Annotated in this window: 18 protein-coding genes; 14 read left to right on the plus strand and 4 right to left on the minus strand. The window is 62.8% G+C overall.

The annotated features are described in order from the left end of the window. Window positions 1-81: 81 nt before the first annotated feature. From M1D34_RS09390 to argC, 5 genes are all read left to right on the plus strand, one after another. Window positions 82-513, plus strand: coding sequence for a PaaI family thioesterase (locus tag M1D34_RS09390; RefSeq protein WP_010969131.1), 432 nt, complete (start codon window positions 82-84; stop codon window positions 511-513). A gap of 218 nt (window positions 514-731) precedes the next feature. After that, window positions 732-1196: a 50S ribosomal protein L13 gene (gene rplM / locus M1D34_RS09395; RefSeq protein WP_003529229.1), complete on the plus strand. Its 465-nt coding sequence runs from the start codon at window positions 732-734 to the stop codon at window positions 1194-1196. 2 nt (window positions 1197-1198) lie between these two features. Next, window positions 1199-1666 carry a 30S ribosomal protein S9 gene (gene rpsI / locus M1D34_RS09400; RefSeq protein ID WP_003529231.1) on the plus strand — a complete coding sequence of 156 codons (468 nt, stop codon included), beginning with the start codon at window positions 1199-1201 and terminating at the stop codon, window positions 1664-1666. Window positions 1667-1820: 154 nt separating this feature from the next. Next, the gene (speB, locus tag M1D34_RS09405; protein ID WP_127638557.1) at window positions 1821-2777 is read left to right on the plus strand and encodes an agmatinase; all 957 of its coding nucleotides are present in this window, start codon (window positions 1821-1823) and stop codon (window positions 2775-2777) included. Window positions 2778-2870: 93 nt separating this feature from the next. After that, a complete protein-coding gene (gene argC, locus M1D34_RS09410; RefSeq protein ID WP_498778798.1) occupies window positions 2871-3803 on the plus strand; it encodes an N-acetyl-gamma-glutamyl-phosphate reductase in 933 nt (310 codons plus the stop codon). 70 nt (window positions 3804-3873) lie between these two features. Here the strand turns inward: argC and M1D34_RS09415 are convergent, their stop codons facing one another. After that, a complete protein-coding gene (locus M1D34_RS09415) occupies window positions 3874-4977 on the minus strand; it encodes a COX15/CtaA family protein (RefSeq protein WP_498778800.1) in 1104 nt (367 codons plus the stop codon). Window positions 4978-5152: 175 nt separating this feature from the next. Here M1D34_RS09415 and M1D34_RS09420 point away from each other — a divergent pair, with 175 nt between their 5' ends. Together M1D34_RS09420 and M1D34_RS09425 are read left to right on the plus strand one after the other, a co-directional pair. Further along, window positions 5153-5365, plus strand: coding sequence for a DUF2842 domain-containing protein (locus M1D34_RS09420; RefSeq protein ID WP_003529239.1), 213 nt, complete (start codon window positions 5153-5155; stop codon window positions 5363-5365). An 11-nt stretch (window positions 5366-5376) separates the two neighbouring features. Next, window positions 5377-6117, plus strand: coding sequence for a metallophosphoesterase family protein (locus tag M1D34_RS09425; protein ID WP_153313613.1), 741 nt, complete (start codon window positions 5377-5379; stop codon window positions 6115-6117). 3 nt (window positions 6118-6120) lie between these two features. Here the strand turns inward: M1D34_RS09425 and M1D34_RS09430 are convergent, their stop codons facing one another. Further along, window positions 6121-6771, minus strand: a complete 651-nt coding sequence (locus tag M1D34_RS09430) for a CatB-related O-acetyltransferase (protein ID WP_498778801.1) — start codon at window positions 6769-6771, stop codon at window positions 6121-6123. A gap of 281 nt (window positions 6772-7052) precedes the next feature. Here M1D34_RS09430 and M1D34_RS09435 point away from each other — a divergent pair, with 281 nt between their 5' ends. Next, entirely contained in the window at window positions 7053-8306 is a 1254-nt protein-coding gene (locus M1D34_RS09435) for a GNAT family N-acetyltransferase (RefSeq protein WP_498778802.1), read from the plus strand. Between the two features lie 2 nt (window positions 8307-8308). Here M1D34_RS09435 and M1D34_RS09440 read toward each other — a convergent pair whose 3' ends face one another. Further along, entirely contained in the window at window positions 8309-10447 is a 2139-nt protein-coding gene (locus M1D34_RS09440; RefSeq protein WP_498778804.1) for a GumC family protein, read from the minus strand. 209 nt (window positions 10448-10656) lie between these two features. Here M1D34_RS09440 and M1D34_RS09445 point away from each other — a divergent pair, with 209 nt between their 5' ends. The 6 genes from M1D34_RS09445 (at window position 10657) to M1D34_RS09470 (ending at window position 17144) form a co-directional block, all read left to right on the plus strand. After that, complete coding sequence (locus M1D34_RS09445) at window positions 10657-11232, plus strand: polysaccharide biosynthesis/export family protein (RefSeq protein WP_003529250.1); 576 nt, start codon at window positions 10657-10659, stop codon at window positions 11230-11232. A 5-nt stretch (window positions 11233-11237) separates the two neighbouring features. Then, window positions 11238-12407: a glycosyltransferase family 4 protein gene (locus M1D34_RS09450; protein WP_498778807.1), complete on the plus strand. Its 1170-nt coding sequence runs from the start codon at window positions 11238-11240 to the stop codon at window positions 12405-12407. 58 nt (window positions 12408-12465) lie between these two features. Next, window positions 12466-14028: an undecaprenyl-phosphate glucose phosphotransferase gene (locus M1D34_RS09455; RefSeq protein WP_498778809.1), complete on the plus strand. Its 1563-nt coding sequence runs from the start codon at window positions 12466-12468 to the stop codon at window positions 14026-14028. After that, entirely contained in the window at window positions 14025-15269 is a 1245-nt protein-coding gene (locus tag M1D34_RS09460) for an O-antigen ligase family protein (protein WP_498778811.1), read from the plus strand. The genes M1D34_RS09455 and M1D34_RS09460 overlap by 4 nt, the downstream gene beginning before the upstream one ends. Continuing rightward, window positions 15266-16510 carry a glycosyltransferase family 4 protein gene (locus tag M1D34_RS09465; protein ID WP_498778812.1) on the plus strand — a complete coding sequence of 415 codons (1245 nt, stop codon included), beginning with the start codon at window positions 15266-15268 and terminating at the stop codon, window positions 16508-16510. Before M1D34_RS09460 ends, M1D34_RS09465 begins: the two co-directional genes overlap by 4 nt. 370 nt (window positions 16511-16880) lie before the next feature. Continuing rightward, a complete protein-coding gene (locus M1D34_RS09470) occupies window positions 16881-17144 on the plus strand; it encodes a hypothetical protein (RefSeq protein ID WP_003529259.1) in 264 nt (87 codons plus the stop codon). 186 nt (window positions 17145-17330) lie between these two features. On the opposite strand, the gene M1D34_RS09475 is transcribed toward M1D34_RS09470, so the two are convergent. After that, window positions 17331-17597, minus strand: coding sequence for a hypothetical protein (locus M1D34_RS09475; protein WP_127514064.1), 267 nt, complete (start codon window positions 17595-17597; stop codon window positions 17331-17333). Window positions 17598-18106 lie beyond the last annotated feature (509 nt).

Below are 18106 nucleotides of genomic sequence, written 5' to 3' on the forward strand. Positions count from 1 at the left end.
TAAGACCAATTTCCCGCTTGCGCGGCGCTCCAGGACGTCCTGTAACGGGTGCAACCGAGGCACGTAACATGGAGAGGCGCGATGACCCTGCAGCCGGTCATGAACGTCGATGAGCTCAACCGCTTTCTCGACACCGATTTTCCGCAGGTCCACACGGACGGGAAGGTCTTCTCGGTAACCGAGACCGGACCGGGCTTCGCCACGATGCGGCTCGACCCGAACGAGCGCCACATCCGTCCGGGCGGCACGGTCTCGGGCCCGACGCTCTTCGCGCTGGCGGACGTGTCGGCCTATATCGCGCTCATCGCGCATATCGGTCCGGTCGCGCTTGCCGTCACCACCAGCCTCAACATCAACTTCCTGCGCAAGCCGGAACCGGAACCACTCGAATGTACCTGCCGGATTCTCAAGCTCGGCAAACGGCTGGCCGTTCTCGACGCCTCGATAAAGCCGGTGGCAAGCCCCGATTTGGTCGCCCATGCGACGGCGACCTATTCGATTCCGCCCCGCTGAAGTGTGGTATTATGAAACCACACTATTAACTATTTGATTTTGCTTCGTCTTCTTTAATGACGCGCGGAAAGTCGGCCTTGACCTTGTTTGCGAGCTTCCGTATAAGCTGCCCCAGATCGCGGTCCGACTGGGCCGCCTTCTTTTTGCCCTCCTCGAGGTCAAAGCAAGCAACAAGAAACGCCCGGCTTCGTTCCGGGTCCAAACGAAAGAGTTTAGATATGGCAACCTTCGTTCAGAAGCCTGCAGAGGTGGAGAAGAAGTGGATCCTCATCGACGCCGAAGGCCTCGTTGTCGGTCGCCTCGCTTCCCTCATCGCAAACCGCCTGCGCGGCAAGCATAAAGCCACCTACACGCCGCATGTCGACGACGGCGACAACGTCATCGTCATCAATGCAGAGAAGGCCGTCCTCACCGGCAAGAAGTACACCGACAAGAAGTACTACTGGCACACCGGTTACCCCGGCGGCATCAAGGAGCGCACCGCGCGCCAGATCATCGAAGGCCGCTTCCCGGAGCGCGTCATCGAGAAGGCCGTCGAGCGCATGGTTCCGCGCGGCCCGCTCGGCCGTCGCCAGATGAAGAACCTGCGTGTCTACGCCGGCTCGAACCACCCGCACGAAGCACAGCAGCCGGCCGTCCTCGACGTCGCCAAGCTGAACAGCAAGAACACAAGGAGCGCCTGATAATGGCTGACCTTTCCGCTCTCAAGGAAATCGCCACGACCGCGGAACCGGCTGCTCCGGTTCACGTCAAGAAAGTCGACGCCCAGGGCCGCTCCTACGCGACCGGCAAGCGCAAGGACGCCGTCGCCCGCGTTTGGATCAAGGCCGGTTCCGGCAAGATCACCATCAACGGCAAGCCTTTCTCGGACTATTTCGCCCGTCCGGTTCTGCAGATGATCCTGCAGCAGCCGGTCGTCGCGGCTGCCCGTGACGGCCAGTTCGACATCGATGCGACCGTTGCCGGCGGCGGCCTTTCCGGCCAGGCCGGTGCCGTTCGTCACGGCATTTCCAAGGCCCTCACCTACTTCGAACCGGGCCTGCGCCCCGTTCTGAAGCGTGGCGGCTTCCTCACCCGCGACAGCCGCGTGGTCGAGCGCAAGAAGTACGGCCGTGCCAAGGCACGTCGTTCGTTCCAGTTCTCCAAGCGCTAATCGCTGGCAGACTGCACTTTCGAAGGCCGGGCTCGTCCCGGCCTTTTTTCATGCGCCGTGGGCCAAGGGTTCCCGTGCACATGATTTTGACGCCGGGCTCTTGCCTTGCCCCGATCGATTGGCCAACGTCCCGCACATATGACGGGAGAACAGCATGGCCAACAAGTCGATCGACCACGCGATCACTGCGAAATCACTGACGGCGGCGGCCTCCGATCCGACGCATGCCGGCATCCTTTCCTTCATGCGGCGGAAATACACCAAGGAGCTCAAGGGTGTGGAGGCGGTCGTCTGGGGAATCCCGTTCGATGCGGCCACGTCGAATCGCCCCGGCGCACGCTTCGGGCCTCAGGCGATCCGCCGTGCATCGGCGATCTTCGACAACGATCCGCAATATCCGTTCCAGCGCGACCTGTTTGCCGACATGGCGACGATCGATTACGGCGATTGCCTGCTCGACTACGGCAACCATGCGAGGACTCCCCAGACCATCGAGCGCGAGGCGTCGAAAATCCTGAAGTCCGGCGCCTACCTGCTGACGCTCGGCGGCGACCACTTCGTCACCTATCCCATCCTGAGGGCCCATGCAGCCCTGCACGGGCCCCTCGCCCTCGTCCAGTTCGATGCCCATCAGGACACCTGGCCGGACGAGAAAGGCCGCATCGATCATGGCGCCTTCGTCGGCCGCGCGGCACGCGAGGGGCTGATCGACGTGGAACGCTCGATCCAGATCGGCATCCGGACGCATGCACCGGAGGATTGCGGCATTCGGATCGTCTACGGCTACGAGCTCGAGGAGATGCGCGCCGAGGAGATCGCCGATACCATCATCCGCCATGTCGACAATCGCCCCGCCTATCTGACCTTCGATATCGATTGCCTCGACCCGGCCTTTGCGCCCGGCACGGGCACTCCCGTGGCCGGCGGCCCCTCGAGCGCAAAGATACTATCGGTCCTGCGCAAACTCGGAGCGCTTCATATCGCCGGAAGCGACGTGGTCGAGGTGGCGCCCGCCTACGACCACGCGGACCTCACCGCCATTGCTGGCTCGACCATCGCCATGTATATGCTGGGCCTGCGTGCCGAGTGGCTGGCGGAGAGGCGCGGCTGATCGAAGCGGCTGCGTGCGCTCAAGAAATTGATTCAATTCTATGCCAGACTGATTCCGGAAACGCCGCTAACGGACTGCAGGAGCAGGGAAATCATGAAACCGAAGATCTTTATCGATGGCGAACACGGCACGACGGGCCTGCAGATCCGTGTGCGCATGGCCGGGCGTACGGATCTCGAACTCCTGTCCATTCCGGAAGCGGAGCGACGCAATGCGGCGATGCGTGAGGATCTACTGAACAGCGCCGATATCGCCATCCTCTGCCTGCCGGACGACGCCTCGCGGGAGGCCGTTGCCATGGTTGCCGGAAACAATCGCGTGCGCATCATCGACACTTCGACCGCGCATCGCGTCGCTCCCGACTGGGCCTATGGCTTTGCCGAGATGGACAAGGCGCAGCCCCAGCGGATCCGCGACGCGCGCCATGTCGCCAATCCCGGCTGCTACCCGACCGGAGCGATCGCCCTGATCCGCCCTCTGCGCCAGGCGGGTATCCTGCCGGACGGCTATCCCGTCACCGTCAATGCGGTTTCGGGCTATACCGGCGGCGGCAAACAGATGATCGCGCAGATGGAGGACGATCAGAATCCGGACCACATCGGCGCGCCGCATTTCCTTTATGGGCTTACCCTGAAGCACAAGCACGTGCCGGAAATGAAGATGCACGGGCTCCTCGAGCGCGCACCGGTCTTCAGCCCTTCCGTCGGCAAGTTCGCGCAGGGGATGATCGTGCAGGTGCCGCTCTATCTCGAGGACCTGGCTGCCGGTGCAACGCTCGAAACGATCCATCGTGCCCTCGTCGACCATTATGCGGGACAGTCGATCGTCGATGTCGTGCCGCTTGACGAGAGCGCCAAGCTCGCCCGGATCGATGCGACGGAGCTCGCCGGCAGCGACGCCATGAAGCTTTTCGTCCTCGGCACCAAGGGCGGAGCGCATGTCAATCTGGTCGCGCTGCTCGACAATCTCGGCAAGGGCGCCTCGGGCGCCGCCGTCCAGAACATGGACCTGATGCTGTCCGCCTGACACAGCAAATCGAGACGAAAACCCCGGCAGCGTTCCTGCCGGGGTTTTCGTTCGTTCGATCGCAGGCAAATCAGTCGCGCATTTCTATCGCCGTGTCGCTCGGATAGGTGCCGACGAAGCCGCGCCAATGGGCGATCGCGAAGCCGAGCACGACGAGCGCACCCCCCTGATGCAGCACGCCCCAGCCGATCGGTACCTGCAGAAGCAGCGTCGTGATGCCGATTGCCGCCTGCACCGTCACCAGCGCGAACAGGAGCACCGAGCGGCGGGCATGTGTCGTCTCCGGCGCGGCGCGGAGCGACGCGATCATGTGCCAAAGCGCCAATGCGAACAGCAGATAGGCGCCGAGACGGTGTACGAACTGCACCGTCTTCGGATTTTCGAAGAGATTGATCCAGGCGGGCTGCTGCACGAACAGGCCGCCCGGGACGATCGCCCCGTCCATCAGCGGCCAGGTGTTGTAGCTCAGACCCGCATCGAGACCGGCGACGATCGCGCCCAGATAGATCTGGAAGAGGCTCATGATCGCTATGGCCCCGGCCATCCCTTGCGACCTTTTCGTCGGATGCGCGTCGTCGGAATGCGGACACAGCCCCCGGTAAATCCACATGCAGGCGGCGAAGATCAGGCAGGCGATGGTCAGATGCGTGGCGAGCCGGTACTGGCTGACTGCAGTCCGTTCCGCCAGACCGGAGGATACCATCCACCAGCCGATGAAGCCCTGAAAACCGCCGAGCGCCAGGATTCCGAGAAGCGGCAGCCGCAGACGTCGCTCGATCCGCCCTGTGACCCAGAAGAAGAAGAGCGGCAGGGCGAAGATCACGCCGATGCCGCGCGCGAGCAGCCGGTGCGCCCATTCCCACCAGAAGATGGTCTTGAACTCATCGACCGTCATGCCCTTGTTGATCTGCTCATATTGCGGAATGCGCTGGTAGAGACGGAATTCCTCCTCCCATTCCTCCGCGGAGAGCGGCGGTATGACGCCGTGGACGGGTTTCCACTCGGTGATCGACAAGCCGGATTCGGTCAGTCGCGTCGCCCCTCCGACGAGCACCAGCGCAAACAGAGCGAAGAGAACGGCGGCAAGCCAGCCGCGGATCTGCCGGCGGTTGCGCTCGGTTCTGCCGATCTCTTTGAGCAGCGTCTGTTCTGTTGCCAATTCGGCGTGGGCCATGGCACTTCCTCATCTGTCGCCGGAAACGGTACCGTTATGCCGGCGTTGCCGGTCAGGACGGTCTGAAAGCCGTTGATTTGCACCAGAGTGCCGTGCAAAACAAGGCCGAACCCTTTGCGGCATGCCGTCGCGGGCCGCCCGAGTGCCAGCGTTGCCGCCACCGAAAGAACGAAAAATGCCCGTACGCCTCCGAAAACTGATCGGCACCGTCCTGCTCATCATCCTCGTCGTCGTCTACGCACTTGCGGCCGTTACCTTCGCTTCCCTGCTGCTCGGCGCGTCTCCCTGGTGGGTGCATCTGCTTTATTTCTTCTTCACCGGCCTGCTGTGGGTTCTTCCCGCCATGCTGATCATCAAGTGGATGGAAAAACCCGCCGCCGATCATTGAGGTTTCCAGGTATGAGAATCGCGGTAATCTCCGATATTCACGGCAACGATCTCGCGCTCGAGGCCGTGCTTGCCGACATCGATGCACAGGGCATCGACGAGATCGTCAATCTTGGCGATCATCTGAGCGGCCCGCTGAATGCCGCCCGGACGGCGGAGATCCTGATCGGCCGCCGTACCGCTGCGATACGCGGCAATCACGACCGCTATCTTCTCACGCTCGGCCCTGCCCGCATGGGATTGTCCGACCGCTCCGCCCATGACGAACTCGATGAGCACCACCTCCACTGGCTGGCAGCTCTGCCGGCGACCCTTGTCTATCGGGACGCTCTCTTTCTCTGCCATGGCACCCCGGCAAGCGACGAGACCTACTGGATGGAGGCGCTGACGGGCGATGGCATCGTTCACATGGCGCGGCGCGCGGAGATCGAGCGCTTTGCCGACGGTATCGAGCATCCCGTGATCCTCTGCGGCCACACGCATGTTCAACGCGCCCTGCGGCTTTCGGGCGGGCGGCTGCTGGTCAACCCGGGCAGTGTCGGCTGCCCTGCCTATGACGACGACCGGCCGGTCGCGCACAAGGTCGAAACCGGTTCGCCGGATGCCCGCTACGCCATTGTCGAGCGGGCCTCCGGCGACTGGAACGTCACCTTCCGCTGTGTCGGCTACGATCACATGGCGGCGTCGCTCCTCGCGGCCGAACGCGGCCGCGCCGAATGGGCAAGGGCGCTCGCGACCGGATTCCTCGTCTGACTTCTACCGGGCGCCTTCCAGTGCATCGAGATCGGCGCCGGTGATCGCCGCGATGTTGCGCGTCACCTTGTCGATCGGCCAACGCCACCAGGCAATCGCCTGCAATCGCTCGATCGTTGCATCGGGGAAGCGCAATCTCACCACCCGTGCGGGATTGCCCGCGACGACGGCATAGGGAGGCACATCCTTCGTAACGACCGCTTTTGCCGCAACGATCGCGCCATCGCCGATCGTCACGCCCGGCAAAATGGTCGCCTCCATGCCGATCCAGACATCGTTTCCGACGATCGTGTCGCCACGATAACCGGTCCTGTAGGCGTCAGGGTCGAAGCCATCGCGCCAGGCACCGGGGAAGATGCCGAACGGAAAGGTCGAGAAGCCTCCGGTCGCGTGGTTGGCCCCGTTCATAATGAACTGTATGCCGGTCGCCAGCGCACAGAAGCGGCCGATCACCAGCCGATCGCCCACGAAGTCATAGTGATAGAGAACGCACTTCTCTTCGAAGCGCTCGGGACCGTCCGGATCGTCGTAATAGCTGAACTCGCCGGCCTCGATCAGTGGCGAGCGCACGATGTTCCTGAGAAATCCGATGCGCGGGAACTCGGCGACGGGAAAGGCGGCGCCTGGATCAGGCGCGGAATGGATGGGTGGCATTATTCGCTCCAGGGAAATGGTCGTCCTAGCAGACATTCAGGCCGGCTCTGCGGTCCGGCTGCACAAAACCGCTTGAACCCGGACCTTTCTCGGTGGCGCATCTGCCCCTCCATCGAACGGCAGAGAACTTAACGCGCCTGCGCCGGCAATTCCAGCCGCCGCCTGTTCCGGCTTCATATTCCCCTAACCCTGTTGTCTGCCGGGCACGCGAGTGCCTGCCGGATTAATCAGATCTATCGGAATTTCCGCTTCAATGGCTGCATCACGCATGCGGATCGACAATGATGGCAAGTTCCGATTTCACCCTTTCGCCGGAAACCAGCGCCGGGCGGTATCATTCGGCCGGGAGCCTCGCCCATGGAGGCAGCGCTGCCGACCGGATCACCATCTCCGTCCACGCGGACATGGCCGAGCTCGAAGCGGAATGGCGAGCGCTTGACGAAAGCAGCGGCAATTCGCTGCACCAGAGCTTCGACTGGTGCGCGGCATGGACAAAGACGCATGGCAGCGAGGTGCTCATCGTCCGTGGCGCCGCCGGCAGGGAGCCGCTTTTTCTCCTTCCTTTCGAGATCGAACGCAGCCGGCTTCTCCGCGCGGCGCGCCTGATCGGCTCGGAGCACAGCAATCTCAACACCGGCCTGTTCGGCGCCGGCATCGGCAACGTGCCCGCTACGGAGCTCACGGCAGCGCTGACCGGCGGTATCGGTCGCCAGCTCCGCCGTTTCGCGGACGTGATCGTGTTCGACCGGACGCCGCGGATCTGGCGCGGCGCTCCGCACCCCCTCGCCGTTCTGGCCGGCATCGAGAACCCGAACGCCTCGTTCCAATTGCCGCTTCTCGGCACCATGGAGCGCACGCTCGCCCAGATCAATGCCAAGCGGCGGCGCAAAAAGATGCGCATATCCGAAAGGCGCCTCGCCGAGATCGGCGGCTATGACTATGTGATCGCTCGCGAAGCGCAGGAGGCCCATGCCCTGCTCGAGACATTCTTCCGGCAGAAAGCCGCCCGCTTCGAGACACTCGGCCTGCCGGATGCCTTTCGCGAGGCGGAGACGCGCACCTTTTTCCACGCCCTGATCGATGCCAGGGGCCCCGAGCCCGGCAACCTCCTGGAGCTCAATGCCATAAGGCTGAGGGGCGAACACGCCGGCCGCGTTGTCGCGGTCGCCGGTCTCTCGCGCAAGGGCGACCACGTCATCTGCCAGTTCGGTTCGATCGACGAGGAAATCGCCGCGGATGCCAGCCCGGGCGAGTTGCTTTTCTACAGAATGATCGAGCGTCTTTGCGCAGAAGGCGTCGCCCTCTTCGACTTCGGCATCGGCGATCAGCCTTACAAGCGGTCGTGGTGCACGGTCGAGACGCCGTTGCGCGACATCGTTCTGCCCCTGACGTTCCGCGGCCGGCTGGCCGCCGGCGGTTTCAGGGCGATCGCCCGGGCGAAACGGTTGGTCAAGGCCAACGAAACGCTTTATGCCTTCATTCAACGGCAGCGGCAGCGGCGACAGACATCGGCTGCCAACGCGGATGAAGCGTGACGTTATGCAGCGCGGCGGTCGGGAAAATCTGGGCCGTCCTGCCCCTTCCCGGTCATCAGCACGACGTCGCGATATCCGGCTTCCCCGAAACTCATCAGCATTTCGACGATCTCATCGTCGCTGATCGACGGTGCCGACAGGATGATCTCGGTGCCCTCGTGCCGTGCCACCTTGGCCACGGCCTCCGCGTCGGCCGACCCGCATTCGATCAGGACGAGATCGTAGGCATTGGCGAGCGCATCGATGATGATCTGCAGCCGGTCGATGCCGCGCATCGCCGCATGAGGGTCGGCGTCGCCATGGGGTATGATATGTGCTTCGGACAACCTGTCCGAATGAATCGACTCGGAGAAGGCGACTTCGCCCATGAGCAGATTCGTGACCCCGGCAAGGTCCCGCGATTGTGCCATGAGCCGCGTCGGACAGGCCGAACCGGAAAGGTCGATCAGCACGACTTTCTGCTCGTCCTCGGCCAGAAGGCGCGCCAGCATCACGGTCGCCGTCGATCCCTCGTCGCCGCCGGGGGATACCGAGACCGCAATCCGCACACCGTTGGCACGAAGATGTTCGGCGACCGACTCGATCGAAAAGTCGTGCTTCGATGCCGCATTTTCATCGTCGCCGTTATCCTCAGGCGCAGGTTCCACCGCGAAGAGAGCAGGTGCGGGATTTTCTTCGACGGCACCAGGGACTGAAGGCATTTCTGCGGGCTGACCTGCGGCCGGTGCTTCGGGGACCAAGAGCGGCCTCAGCGCGCGGCCGCTGAAAAGTTCGCCAAGCATGATGACGACGCAACTGACCAGGAGGCTCGCAAAGGCAGCGACGATTGTTATCGGCAGCACCTTCGGGAAACTCTGGCTGGTCGGGACCACGGCGCGCGAAATCACACGCGCATCGGCCGGAGTTGCGTTTGCAACGGTACGCGAGGTCGCCTCGCGGTATCGGGCGAGATAGGTTTCGAGCAGTTGGCGCTGCGCCGTTGCCTCGCGCTCGAGCGCGCGCAGCCCGACTTCCTCCTCGCCCGCCTGCGCCGATTGCGCCTTGAGCGTGTTCATTTGCTGAACGAGCTGCTGCTCGCGCAGTTGCCCGACCTTCGCCTCATTTTCGAGGCTCGCAAGAATCTTCCGGGTCTCCGACCGGATCGCCCCTTCGATCCCTTCGAGCTGGGACTTGAGCCCCTTCAACCGCGGATGACCGTCGAGCAGTGCCGTCGACAGGTCTGCGATCTGCGCCTGGGCGTTGGCGCGGTTCTCCTTGAGACGCTGGATCATCGGCGAACCGACGATGTCGGCAAGCGTGTCCGCCGGACGGCCGTCGGCGAGCGCCGTCCGCATACCCTCGGCGCGCGCAGCCGTGTTCGCCCGCTCCGACCGCACCCGTGCAAGCTCCGTCGAAATGTCGGTAAGCTGGCGCGTGGCAAAATTCTGCGTCTCGCCGGCCGCAAGCAGGCCCGACTCGGCGCGGTACAGCGCGACCTTCGCCTCCGCCTCGCGCACCTTCTCGCGCAGGTTGGCGATCTCCGGCTCCAGCCAGCGGCTTGCCTCGGAGTTCGAGTCGAGCTTGGCTCCGCTCTGCAGCGAAAGATAGACATTGGCCATTTCGTTCGGAATGGCGGCTGCGAGCTTCGCGTCCTTCGAGGTGAAGGCGATGGCGATCACACGCGACTTTTCGACCTGATAGACCTGCAGCTTCTCTTCGAACTCCTTCAGCACCCGTTCTTCCGGCGGCAAATCGAGAGGATTCTTCTTCAGGCCCAACATCACCAGGAGATCGGACGCGGCGGAAGGCCGTGCGGAGGGATCGAACTCGTCGAGTTCGTGAAGCTTCATGTTGCGCGCGACCTGCTTGATCAGGTCCGCCGAACGCAGGACCTGCACCTGGCTGAGGATGCCCGACTCGTCGAACATCCGGTCGGAGCCATTCTGCGAAACTTGATTGGCGCCGCTGAACTCGGGCTCGCGCGACTCAATCAGGACGCGCGTCTCGCCCTCGTAATCGGGAGCGACCATCTTGGCAGCCCCGAAAGCGACGGCAGCGGCCCCAACCGTGGCGAGCAGCACCCGCACGCGGCGCTGCCAGATGGCGCGAAAAAGCCCGCCGAGATCGATATCCACATCCTGCTGCCCGCCGATGCCCGACATGCCTGCACTCCAAAGCTTTCTCGTTTGGCGGGAAGGTAAACGAACATGGTAACCCAACGGTTAATTTCCGCTGCAACCAGAGGGCGGCATGCGTCATGGATCGGAAGGACATTCGATGCCGGAAATTCTCGTGGCGGATTTACCGGCCATTAACCCTAACGGATCGATAACATCGGCGAACGGTGATCGTTTTCGGAGCCCCTAACCGCATGTCGACCGCAGCCAACAAGAGAACAAGCGTCTTCGCCGTTGCGATTTTGTCGGCGCTCGTCGGCGGTTGCACGAATTACCAGCCCGCCCCCAAAGGCTTCAGTCAGGCGACGGTGCAGCCCTATCGGCTGGACAGCGGTGACCGCCTGCGCATCAACGTCTTCGAACAGGCAAGCCTCAGCGGCAGCTATACGGTCGATCAGGCCGGCTATGTCGCCTTCCCGCTGATCGGGGCCGTTCCGTCACGCGGGCATACGCTTCCGGAACTGGAGGGGATGATCGCATCGAAGCTGCGCCAGGGCTTCCTCAAGGATCCGGACGTCACGATCGAGGTCGACCGCTACCGTTCCGTCTTCATCATGGGCGAAGTGGGACAGGCCGGCCAATATGCCTACGTACCGGGGATGACGGTACAGAATGCGATCGCCGTCGCAGGCGGCTTCACGCCACGCGCCAACCAGGCGACCGCCGACATCACCCGCAAGATCAACGGCCGCATCATCACCGGACGCGTTCCGATAACCGACCCGGTTCTCGCCGGCGACACCGTCTATATACGCGAACGACTGTTCTGATCGCCATGAGCGAACGCCCCTTGCGCATTCTTCATTGCTTCAGATCCCCGGTCGGCGGCATATTCCGGCACGTGCGCGACCTTGCCGAGGCGCATGCGAATGCCGGGCATCAGGTCGGGATCCTTTGCGACAGCACCACCGGCGGTACCCACGAGGACGCGCTGTTTGAAGAGGTTCGCCCTCACCTGGCACTCGGCATCATCCGCGTACCGATCCATCGTTCGATCGGGGCATCGGACGCCGCGGCGCTATGGCGCGGCTACAAGGAAATCAGAAGTTTGCAACCGGATGTATTGCACGGGCACGGCGCCAAGGGTGGCGTGCTGGCGCGTATCGTCGGTTCAGCCCTGCGGGTCAACAAGTATCGCGTAGCCCGCCTCTATTCGCCCCACGGGGGCAGCCTTCATTTCGAGCGCCGGTCCCTGGCAGGTTCGCTCATTCTCCGCGTCGAGCGCCTGCAGGAACGCCTGACCGACGCCCTTGTCTTCGTCTGCGAATACGAACGCCGCACCTACGGTGCCAGGGTTGGCCTTCCACTGGCACGCAACGAGCTGATCTATAACGGCATAGACGACGCGGAATTCGAACCCGTCGAGACGGGGCCGGGCGCTGTCGATTTCCTCTATATCGGCATGATGCGGGACCTGAAGGGTCCCGATCTTTTTATCGAAGGATTTGCCGCAGCCGAAGAGATCGCCGGCCGCAGACTTTCCGCCTTGATGGTTGGAGATGGCCCGCAGCAGCGGCAATACGAAGAAATGACCCTGCGCATGGGCCTCGCAGATCGCGTCAGGCTGCTGCCGGCAATGAGGGCGCGCGAGGCTTTCGCTCTGGCCCGCAAGGTCGTCATTCCCTCCCGCGCGGAATCCATGCCCTATATCCTTCTGGAAGCGCTCGCCGCCGGAAAGCCCGTAATCGCGACCCGCGTCGGAGGAATCCCGGAGGTTCTCGGGGCCGATAGCGAGGCGCTCGTCCCACCCGGCGATGCGGGGGCGCTCGCCCGTCTCATGGCCGACGCCATCCGGGACGCCGGCTGGGCTGCCCGGACGATGCCCGACGCGGAACGGTTCAAATCCCGCTTCGCCGCATCGGTGATGACCAGACACGTGATGCAGCTTTATCGGGACCTCACCGAGGAATCGCTTGTGCCGCAGGGGCGGCTGCGTACAACGTAAGCGTTTCTTAGTGGCTTTCTGCTATCCGGGCGAAGGACTTCAGCGCCGGAAAGCGACCATGAACCAGTTTGACAGGCCAGAGACCTTCGATCCCGAAGCGCTTCGCAAGAAGGTCTCGGAGATCCGCAAGACCACCACCGAACAAAAGGACGGGACAAGGGGCAATGCGGGGCTCAACCCGCTGGCGAAGCAGATCGCCCTTCAGTTCCGTGCGGACACCTATACACCGGCGATGATCACCGGACTTATCCGGCTTCTCGACTTCTGCGCGCTTTTTGCCATCGGCTACGGCATCAATGCACAATATGTCGCGCCGACGCTGGAGCAGCTGCCGGTCTATCTCCTCATCCTCGCCGGCGGGCCGGCGCTTGCCGTTGCCGCCATGCAGGTCGCCGACGCCTACCAGGTACCGGCACTGCGCGCCTGGCTCAGGATGACGCCGCGCGTCCTCGGCGCCTGGACGGCTGCCTTCGGCGCGATTGCCCTCGGCCTCTTCTTTCTCAAATCGGGCCACCTCTATTCGCGGTTCTGGATCGGCGCATGGTTCCTCGCCGGCGGGTTTTTCCTCGTCGCGGAGCGCGCATTCATCGCCTATTCGATCCGCCACTGGTCGAGAAACGGCACCATGGAACGGCGAGCCGTCATCGTCGGTGGCGGGCAGCCCGCGAAGGACCTGATCCGGGAGATCGAGCATCAGCCGGACAACGACATCCGCATCTGCGGGATCTTCGACGATCGAGACGAGCGCCGGTCCCCGAATGTGATTGCCGGTTATCCGAAACTCGGGACAGTGGACGAACTGGTCGAATTCGCCCGCCTCGCCCGCATCGACATGCTGATCATCTCGCTGCCGCTGACTGCGGAAAAGCGTATCCTCGCACTCCTCAGAAAGCTGTGGGTGCTTCCGGTCGACATTCGGCTTGCGGCGCACGCCAACAATCTCCGTTTCCGCCCACGCAGCTATTCGCATGTCGGGCAGGTCCCGATGCTCGACATCTTCGACAAGCCGATCGCCGACTGGGATTCCGTCGCCAAGCGCTGCTTCGATATCTTCTTCAGTCTCGTGGCGCTCGCTTTGCTCTGGCCCGTCATGCTCGCCGCCGCCGTCGCGGTGAAGGTCACCTCGCCCGGTCCGATCATCTTCAAGCAGCACCGCCACGGCTTCAACAACGAGACCATAGAGGTCTACAAGTTCCGCTCGATGTACACGCATATGAGCGACCCGACCGCACGCAACGCCGCAACCAAGAACGACCCTCGCGTAACCCCCCTCGGACGCTTCCTGCGCAAATCCTCGATCGACGAGTTGCCCCAGTTCTTCAATGTGCTGAAAGGCGAGCTCTCGCTCGTCGGGCCGCGTCCCCACGCCGTGCTCGCGCAGACGAAGGACCGAACCTATTCCGATGTCGTCGAAGGCTATTTTGCCCGCCATCGCGTCAAGCCGGGAGTGACCGGCTGGGCGCAGATCAACGGCTGGCGCGGTGAGATCGACAACGACGAAAAGATCCGGTTCCGAACGGCATTCGACCTCTACTATATCGAGAACTGGTCGCTGCTGCTCGACCTGAAGATTCTCATCCTCACGCCGTTCCGGCTGCTGAACACGGAAAACGCCTATTGACCGCGGTCACCGCATCGCGGCCGGTTATCCTTCGCCCGCAGCTTGCCGCGATTTCGCTCGTCGGCTCCTGCCTGGTGACGATCGGCGTCTTTCTGTCCGGGTTCGTCATCGCCGAGCCCGCGCCCTACGAGGTCTTCATGGCGGGGCTCATCGGTCTCTGGGCGCTTTTCGGCCTCAGGATCTCCCGTGCCACGGCTCCGCTCACGGTCCTTCTCGTCCTGTTCATGATCGGCGGTATCCTGTCGCTGACGGTGATGGCCGACCTTGGGACCGGTCCGATGTATATGGCCGTTACCGGCTTCCTCTGCCTCACGGCGGTGTTTTTTGCGGCCATCATCGAAGAGAGCCACCAGCGCCTGCCGCTCATCCTCAACGCCTGGGTGGCGGCCGCAGTCATCACCGCCCTCCTCGGCATCCTCGGCTATTTCGGCGCGATACCGGGTGCGGCGAACTTCACGCTCTATGATCGCGCAAAGGGAGCGTTTCAGGACCCGAATGTCTTCGGACCGTTCCTCGTAGCCCCCACCCTCTATCTCCTTCACGGGCTGCTGACGCAGCCGATCAGCCGGGCGCCCTTGAAGATCGCCGGCCTGCTCGTACTCACGCTCGGCGTGTTCCTCTCCTTCTCGCGGGCTGCCTGGGCTCTCGACCTGTTCTGCGTCGTCGCTTTCGTCTTCGTCGTGCTGCTCAAGCAGCGCAGCGGTCTCTTCCGCCTCCGGATTCTCGTGCTGACGCTCTCCGGCGCGCTGTTCGTGGTGGCAGCACTCGTGGTCGCCCTGCAGTCGGACCAGGTCGCGTCTCTCTTCTCGAGCCGCACGCAGCTCGTCCAGGAATATGACGGCGGACATCTTGGGCGTTTCGACCGGCACCGGATCGGCTTTCTGATGGCCATGGAAAAGCCGCTCGGCATCGGCCCCATGGTGTTCAGCACCATGTTTCCCGAAGACGAGCACAACGTGCTTCTGAAGAGCCTGACATCCTATGGATGGCTCGGCTTCGTCGCCTATGTCGCGCTCATCCTCTGGACGCTGTCGCTCGGCTTCCGCTTCCTGCTGCTCGAGAGGCCGTGGCAACCATATCTGATGATCGCCTGGACCACGCTGATAGGCCATGTCGGTATCGGCAACGTGATCGACACCGATCACTGGCGCCATTTCTACCTGCTTCTCGGCATCCTTTGGGGGTGCGCCGCGCTCGAATATCGCCATAGAAGGCAGATCCGCTCCGGAACGCCCGCATGACCACGAGTCGCGAGCCGCCCGACACCCCTCTGCGCCTGCTCGAGGTACTGGAACCCGGCGGCGGAGGGTCCGGACGCCACTTTCTCGATCTTTGCCGCGGCATGCATGTGCGCGGCCACCATGTCGAAGCGATCTATTCTCCCGTTCGGGCCGAAGACGGCTTCGTGCGCGAGCTCAAGGCGCTCGGCCTTCCCGCCATTCATGCGGTCGGCATGCGCCGGGCGCCCGGCCCCTCCGACTGGTCCTGCTTACGCGCCATAAATCGCATCATCCGCACTGCCGGGCCGTTCGACGTCATTCACGGCCACAGTTCCAAGGCCGGAGCCCTGACGCGCCTGCGCCTGCCGGGAAGGCACGTGCCGCGCGTCTACACGCCGCATGCCTTCAGGACGATGGACCCGACGCTCGGGCGCGGCGGCCGACTGATTTACGGGGCGATCGAAACACTTCTCGCCCGCTTCTTCACCGACCATCTCGTCACGGTCTCCGGTGACGAATTCGCCCATGCGCTGTCGATCGGCATCTCGGGAAAGGGCATGTCCGTTATCGTCAACGGCGTCGACACCCCCTCGCCCGATATGGCGCAGACGGTGCGCGCCAGCTTCGGCATTCCGGCGGACGCCTTCGTTTTCGGCTTCATCGGCCGGCTCTCGGCGCAAAAGGCGCCCGAGCGTCTCCTCAACGCCTTCGGCAAGGCCGCGTCGGCGGTCAGGAACAGTCACGTCGTCATGGTCGGATCGGGAGAATTGGAGGAAGAGGTCCGCGCCGCGATCGCCGCAAGCGGCTTGCAGAACCGCATCCATCTGACCTCGGCCTTTACGGGACCTCAGGCGGTACCCGCATTCGATCTCCTCGTCATGCCGAGCCGCTACGAGGCAATGTCCTATGTGATGCTCGAAGCGGCAGCCGCCGGCCGGCCGATCATCATTTCCGACGTCGGCGGAGCCGGAACGGCCGTCGATCACGGAGAGAACGGCTACATCGTTCCGAACAGCGAGGACGTCTCACCGCTTGCAAGAGCGATGATAGCGGCGGCCGACCCGGATATGTTTCGGCACCTTGCCGGCGCCGCCGCGGCGCGCCGGGACCGTTTTACACTGAAACGTATGCTCGACGAGACGGAAGAGGTTTACCGACGAATGGCAGCGCAGCGCCGCCGACAGCAGTCAGTAAGATCGAATCAAGAAGACTGGAAACCGACGGAAATGATGAAAGCCGCTCAATCACTGCATGGGGGCTAAGGGATTGATTTTGATCGTCGGACCGGTGGATTCGAACCCGGGACCCTTGACCCAAGGAGAGAGGGCTACTTTCTGGACGCCCTGATACAAAAGGCATTGCGGCATATCCAGAAGATCAGGTCGGGAATTATTTCGGGACTCGGTGAGCGCGGTTTTGCCTCCGGGCGTTCTGAGGCTAGGGCAGGACGAACACCGCCGCCTGGTCATCTCTCGCGGCCTGTTTCCCACCGCAACCGTTCCGTCCGACAGCGTACGGCGGCTCGCGTTTCTCCGAGATGGGGCGTATACTATCTTCATCATCGGCTCATTTCCACGGGCACCGATGGCTGGGAGATCATCGCGCTTTCGCCCCAATGGTGGAGATTGCGCCATGCGCTCCGATATCCATGTCAATCCAATCAGTCCTTATGACCTCGACGTGATAGACTCTGTCTTTCGGGCTGAGTTACGCAAACGAAAGCTGTCCCGCTGCAGCGAAGAAGCAGAACAACTCGCTGCGAAGCTGATCAGTCTCTACCAGGCAGGTCGCCGGGATGCTCATGAACTCGCGGCCGCTGTGGCGGTCGCCGCCAAGGCAACCGACATCTCTGTTGATAGTTCGTCACAGCAGCACAAGTCAGGCACATCCTGCTGAGACGTCGAATATCTCCCCCCCCCCCCGGTCTTCCCGCTCTCGGATGCCTTGGCCGATGGGTGCTGCAGGTCGCCGTCATCGGTCCGGGGCGCGATACCCAACCCCGGCGACCAAGACCGGCTGAGCGAAAATGGCATTCTTTCAGTCCAGGGCAACCGCCGGCGTATCTTCGTTCCAATACCAAGGTTAATACCGATAATATCCATAGATCGGACGAGCGCCGCGCTTGCACTTGATCTCTTCCTTGTACTCGTCATCGTCCCACTTGCGCTCGATCTTGCAGCCGCCACGGCGATATTCCTCTTTGAAGACCCTTCGCTCATAACGAGGCCCGTCGTAGTAGCCGCGCCAGCGGCCGTGGCCGCTTTCGTCTTTCCAGGGGTCAGCAAAGGCCATACCGGCCATGCCCGTGAGCGCGACGCCAACGGAAATTGCCGTGGTTACGATCTTCATAGTCCTGCTCCTACTGACATCGGAAGCTAACGTTCCTGCGATGCCTTGGTTTCCGGGAGAGGGTTTTCCCACCTGACGGTCGAGGACAGATCAGACGTTAGTCCGGCTCGTTGAAAGCAAAGGTCTTAGGCCGGTGACCGAGCGAAACCTTTGATGCATATTGGAGTTGTCACCCCCGAGCGGCCCCCCTCGTCAGCCGCTCGAGTGTGGTACCTCGGAGCTGCATAATTGTCCCTTCAATGCAGCCCTGAGGCCCACCGCCTTACAGCGCACCGTCGTAGTGGCTTGGGGCCGAAACCGAGAGGATTTGGTTGATGCGCGACAGAGACGATTACGGGCTGCCGAAACACTAAGCATTATACTTTTATCGATTTTGACGATTGCCGTTTACCTGATCGCGCAGACGCATTCTTACAAAATGAGAGCCGGGATGTCGCGGTGTACATTCCGACCGCTTCTGGCCAGAACAACGTTTCGGAATAGTCCGGCGCCGCAGGGCGCGGCCGATT

The organism is Ensifer sp. D2-11 (assembly GCF_054161295.1).